General features: G+C 41.7%; 4 protein-coding genes. All 4 read left to right on the forward strand.

Annotated elements, in window-relative coordinates:
* On the forward strand, window positions 1-1,488 hold a 1,488-nt coding region (locus AC1DND_RS15860; RefSeq protein WP_477583026.1), incomplete at its 5' end, for a SusC/RagA family TonB-linked outer membrane protein.
* A 19-nt stretch (window positions 1,489-1,507) separates the two neighbouring features.
* Window positions 1,508-3,145 carry a RagB/SusD family nutrient uptake outer membrane protein gene (locus AC1DND_RS15865; RefSeq protein ID WP_477583028.1) on the forward strand — a complete coding sequence of 546 codons (1,638 nt, stop codon included), beginning with the start codon at window positions 1,508-1,510 and terminating at the stop codon, window positions 3,143-3,145.
* 301 nt (window positions 3,146-3,446) lie between these two features.
* The gene (locus AC1DND_RS15870) at window positions 3,447-4,559 is read left to right on the forward strand and encodes a thioredoxin-like domain-containing protein (RefSeq protein ID WP_477583030.1); all 1,113 of its coding nucleotides are present in this window, start codon (window positions 3,447-3,449) and stop codon (window positions 4,557-4,559) included.
* 187 nt (window positions 4,560-4,746) lie between these two features.
* Window positions 4,747-6,211: glycoside hydrolase family 2 TIM barrel-domain containing protein (locus tag AC1DND_RS15875; protein ID WP_477583032.1), on the forward strand; the 1,465-nt coding region annotated here is incomplete at its 3' end.

The raw sequence follows: 6,211 nt of genomic DNA on the forward strand, positions 1-6,211 counted from the left end.
ACCTATAACAAAGAAATAAAAGATCACTCGTTTACCCTTACAGGGATCAATAGTATGCTTTTTAACCGGTCTGACAATATCGCTGCATCGGGAGAGAACCAATTGCTCAAATCGCAGCTTTTTTATGCATTGGGCAATACCCAGAACCAGGCTGTTACTACTGCCTATAACATGAGCAACCTGATTTCCTATGCCGGAAGGATTAATTATGCCTATAAAGGGAAATATCTATTAACTGCCACCGGACGAACTGATGGCTCTTCTAAACTTGCAGAGGCCAATCAATGGGCATTCTTCCCTTCGGCTGCTGTTGCGTGGAGAATCAGTGATGAGAAGTTTCTGAAGGATAGTAAGGTAATCAGCGATCTGAAAGTTAAATACAGTTATGGTATTGCGGGAAGTGATAATATTGGCGCATATTCTACCCAGAGCAGCCTTTCGAGGATAGCTTTCGGCTACGATGAAACATCTGTTCCGGCCTATACCTATTCTCCAAGGATCGGAAATGTTGATCTAACCTGGGAAAAGACCAAAACAAGTGATTTCGGGCTGGAGATTGGATTGTTCAAAAACAGGATTACGGCAACTTTCGACTATTATGATTCTAAAACTTACGACCTGCTTCTTAACAGAAGTTTGCCTCCAACCGATGGTGTAACCACAGTAACCCAGAATATTGCCAAAACAAGAAACAAGGGGATTGAGATTTTTATTTCTTCGAAAAACCTGGAGGGCAGGGATTTCAAATGGTCTACCAACCTCACCTTTAGCAGAAATGTAGAAAAAATAACTGAGCTTGCTGGCGGGGCACAATCGGATGTGCTCAACTCCTGGTTTGTAGGCTCACCTGTACAGGCCTTTTACGATTATCAGAAAATCGGGATCTGGCAAACTGGAGAAGAAACAGAAGCTGCAAAATATGGGCAGAAGCCGGGCGATATACGTGTGGCCGATCTCAATAACGATGGGAAAATAGATGCAACCAATGATAGAAAGATTATTGGCACCAACAGGCCAAAATGGAGCGGAGGGCTTGAAAATACCTTTAGTTATAAATCATGGGACCTTAATGTATATATTTTTGCCAGAATTGGACAGACCATTTATCCAGATTTTTTAAGAAGGTATGATCCGCAGGGCGTTGCCAATAGTACAACTGTTATCAACTACTGGACCCCAGAAAACCCGAGCAATGATTATCCGCGTCCCAATAAAAATATTTCCCTGGCCTCAACGCTTTATTCCTCATCCCTTGGTTATGTAGATGGGTCTTATGTAAGGCTGCGCAACATCACCCTGGGTTATACCGTTCCAAAAGAAGTTATCCAGAAGAGTTTTGTTAAAAGCCTGCGTTTATATGCTACGGCAAGAAACCCATTCACCTACACCCGCTCGGCATTTTTAAAGGAGTATGACCCTGAAAGGGGAGGATCGGAAAATGCACCGATGACCAAACTATATACCTTCGGACTGAATGCAACTTTTTAGAAAATTAAAGGAAAACATGATGAAACAATATATATTTAAAGGATTGCTGTTGTTAAGTGTACTCACATTTACTGCATCCTGCCAGAAATCGTTAAAAGAATATAACCCTTCGGGAATTACTGCCGAAAGCGTTTTTACCACCCCGGAAGGATTCGAAACATTGGTAAACGCGGCCTATTCCTACCAGCGCTGGTGGTATGGAAAGGAAGAAGGGTTTGGCCTTTCAGAAATGGGAACAGATCTTTGGATGAGCGGTGCCGGTGATGTGGCAACCGACCTTACCCAGTACATTAACCTTCAGGGAACAAATGGCGCTATTACCACAGAATGGCAACAGCTTTATGCTGCTGTGAATCTTTGTAATACAGGGGTCAACAGAATTTCCGGCGCTGGTCTGTCCGCTACTGCACGTCCAATAAGGGAGGCGGAACTCAGGTTTTTAAGGGCATTTTATTATTGGCATATTGTGGAGACCTGGGGTGGAGTACATTTTTCGCTTGCAGAAACCCAGGGCGTAATTACCACAGCAAATAAGACGCCTGTTGAAACATTTAACAAACAGATTATTGATGACCTGCTTTTTGCTGTCGAACGGCTTCCAGTTACAACCACCGATTATGGAAGGGTTACAAAACCTGCGGCCCAGGCATTTTTGGCAAGGATGTACCTTACCCAGAAAAAATACACTGAAGCAAAGGCCATGGCACTTGCTGTAATTAATGGTGGGTATGGTTTTACCTTGCTGCCTAATTATGCAGATTTATGGAAAATGTCGAACCTTAAAAACAAGGAAGTGGTATATGCGGTAAACTATGCTGTAAATCTTTCCCTGAACGACCTTTCCGATCCGATATTAAATCCGCTTGGGCACAGTAGGGGGAGCAATAATGGTCATATGCTTTTCGCCATGAAATACGACGACCAGCCAGGTATGATCAGGGATATTGCCAACGGCCGGCCGTTTAACAGGTATATGCCTACAAGGTTCCTCCTGGATCTTTATTCTGATAACGATGCGCGGTATGAAGGTTCATTTAAAACAGCATGGTTTGCAAACGGTACTTCGAGGCCTGCTGGCATGGCTATAGGAGATACCGCTATATTTGCAACAAAAAAGGTGTATGCACCAGCAGGCAAACTTTATAAGATATACGACCGGAATGCGGTGTATAATGCAAACGGAACGGTGAAAGATCAGTTACATTATGTATCGTTAAATAAGTTTGATGATCCCACCAGAACGAGTGCAAATGAGGCACAAAGTGCACGGGACAGTTATGTAATCCGCTTTGCTGAGCTTTATCTTATTGCCGCCGAAGCAGAATTCAATCTGGGAAACCCCGATCAGGCTGCAACCTATTTAAATGTTGTGCGTACCAGGGCAGCTAAGGCAGGTAAAGTTGCCGAAATGCAGCTTACGGGTAGCCAGGTAACCTTAGACCTGATCCTTGATGAAAGGGCAAGAGAATTTGCCGGTGAACAGCTACGCTGGTTCGACCTCAAACGAACAGGTAAACTCATTGATAGGGTTAAGGCTGACAATCCAAATGCCGCCGGGGGAATACAGAATTTTCATCTGGTACGCCCCATCCCAAGAACACAGGTAGATGCGGTAACCAATAAGGACGAATTTAAACAGAACCCAGGTTATCAGTAAGTTTTTTCCCAGAACAAACCTTCGGGAAATTTTTACCTGTTTTGGATCTATATTGAAAAAATGCCGCTCTCAAGCGGCATTTTTTTGTTGTTTTCCTTCTTATCGTTCGTTCATTGGAAAGATTGAAAGGGTGTTGTTGGCCAAACCAGTTCATTTAGTTCCTTTTTTTCTAACCGGTGAACAAATCAAAAAATGCACATCGCTTAAGGGTGTCGGGTAATCTAGCAACAGACAGGTTGTTGAAGAAATTCATCTGTTTGCAAATTGTATTTTGCCAAGAAAAATCTTACTTTGGGGATATATGAAAAACGCTTTTCTGCTCTTGCTTCTCGGGATATTCATTAATACTAAATCCTTTGGGCAACAATATGTGATCAATGCTCAAATTACTGGTTTTGAAGATGGTACAAAATTTTATTTAAACGATGTCACCCTTGATACTAATATTGATAGCGCAATAATCAAAAACAATTTTTTAAGTTTTAAAGGAAAACTCAGGGCAGAACCCCAATCTTTATGGGTTACCACAAATGCCGGACAAAAGTTTTATTACTTCACATTGTTGATGGGAAATGAAAGGATCAATGTAAAAGGAGATATCAAGGATTTTCCTTTTGATCTGCAAATAACGGGTTCAAAAACTCAGGACATGCACAACAAAATGATCGACCTGACTAAAGAAGGTTATAAGAAGCGGAGCAGATTGGTAGAAGAATACCAGGCCTTGACTGGGGATAGTGCGAAATCAAAAGGTAAGGCAATATGGAAGGTTATCGCTAGGCTGGACAGTTTGGATATGCTCACTAGGATGGATTTTGTGAAACAGAACCTGAACAGTTATGAAGCACTCGACGCCTTGTTCTACCTTAAAAGAGATTTTTCAAAAGACACCATCAGTAAATTTTATAACGCACTGAATTCAACGTTCAAAAACACTTCTTATGCAAAGCGCATCAAAACTTTTTTGACCGTGGGCGATGCTCTTGAAGTAGGGGATGTTTATGCTGATTTCAACGGTTTTGATAGGGATGGAAAGCGCCATGCTTTATCGGAAATAAAAGGCAAATATGTATTGCTGGATTTTTCATCCACCTACTGTGGCCCTTGTGTAGAATCGGTTCCCGAATTAAAGAAAATCTCACAGGCATACCGTCAGGAACTGGCCATAGTTTCATTTTCAGGTGACACCGGTAAAGAAACCTGGTTAAAGGGTGTAAATAGAGACCAGCCGCAATGGCTAAGTCTTTGGGATGGGAAAGGATTTTATGGGGAAACGACCATCAAGTATGGTATTACGGGCTATCCAACATTTGTACTTATTGATCCCAAAGGAAAAATTGTATCCAAATGGTCGGGATATTATGACGGTGCTGTGCTGAAGGAAGTTCAGAATCAACTCGCCAAAAAACAATAAGACATATCAAATCTGTATATCGCAAATAAGTTTTGCTGTTGCAAAGGAAAAGATGTGCTGATGATGACTTAGATCGAAATGTCACATTTTCTTTTCCTACATCACTGATATCGTCATACTGTGGTTAAATAATAATCGTTATTTTAACGTTTGTTTTTTATATTTGATAACACCAAATATATAGGCCATGTCTTTTTTCAAATCTTTGATCCTTTTAATATTATTCATAGCAGTTGGCCCTTTGGCTTTAAATGCGCAAGAGGAGGTACAGCGTAAACAGCTCTTTGATCATGATTGGAAATTTAATCTGGGAGATGTTAAGGGCGGAAGCAGTTTTGAATTTGATGATCAGCATTGGAGAACGCTCGATCTGCCACATGATTGGAGCATTGAAGGGAAGATTAGTCCGAAAAATCCAACTGGTGGAGACGGAGGTTTTTTTCCATCGGGAGCAGGCTGGTATAGAAAGAAATTTATGGTGCCGTCTGATTGGAAGGGGAAGCTTATTTCCATAAACTTTGAGGGAGTTTACATGAATTCAGAAGTTTTTATCAATGGAAAATCATTAGGCACCTATCCTTATGGATATTCTGCATTTACCTACGATCTTAGTCCATATCTTAATTTTGGGAAACAAAATGTAATTGCGGTTAGGGTAGATAATTCAAAACAGAAAAACAGCCGTTGGTATAGCGGCTCCGGCATCTACCGTCATGTGTGCCTGGTGGTAACAGGGCAGGTTCATATTCCCAATTGGGGGGTAGGAATTTCTACGCCTGAAGTTGCCGAAAAAAAAGCCATTGTAAAGATTAAAACAAGGGTTAAGAACGAAACCGCACTACCCAAAACGGTTACGGTTCAGACCAATCTTCTTGATCCAGGGCTGAAAAAGTCAGGTTCAATACAAACCCAGGTCAGGTTAGAAGCGCATAGTGAAAAGGAGGTAATACAGGATATACAGGTAGAAAAACCACTTTTATGGTCGCCCAAAAAACCTAACCTATACCGGGCTCAAATTAATATTATCTCCAATAAAAAGGTGATTGATGGCAACCGGACAGATTTTGGGATCCGTTCATTAAGATTTACGACAGAGAATGGTTTTCAGCTGAATGGACAGACACTTAAACTCAATGGCGGCTGTGTACACCATGATAACGGTTGTTTAGGCGCCGCTGCCTTTGACCGGGCCGAGCAACGGCGGGTTGAACTGTTGAAAGCAGCAGGGTTTAATGCCATAAGAACTGCTCATAATCCCCCTTCTGAAGCTTTTTTGGATGCATGCGACCGCTTAGGGATGCTGGTTATCGATGAAGCATTTGATGGTTGGAAAACCGCCAAGAATAAATATGACTATGCCATGTTTTTTGATGATTGGTGGAAAAAAGACATAAATGCAATGGTGCTTAGGGATAGGAATCATCCCTCGATTATCATGTGGAGCATAGGGAATGAGATCATAGAACGGAAGGAACCACAGGCGGTACATACCGCAAAAATGTTGGTAGATGCTGTTCATGAAATTGATTCTACCCGTCCTGTAACCTCAGCAATGACTACCTGGGATAAGGATTGGGAAATATTTGATCCATTAATGGTACAGCATGATGTTGCTGGTTATAATTATCAGTTGCACAGGGCTATAGCAGATC

This window comes from Pedobacter sp. 01N416, from assembly GCF_056399685.1.

What these genes read in the sequence shown, in the direction of transcription:
- AC1DND_RS15865 (WP_477583028.1), top strand. Translation starts at nt 1,508, where the DNA reads ATGAAACAATATATATTTAAAGGATTGCTGTTGTTAAGTGTACTCACA.
- AC1DND_RS15870 (WP_477583030.1), top strand. Translation starts at nt 3,447, where the DNA reads ATGAAAAACGCTTTTCTGCTCTTGCTTCTCGGGATATTCATTAATACT.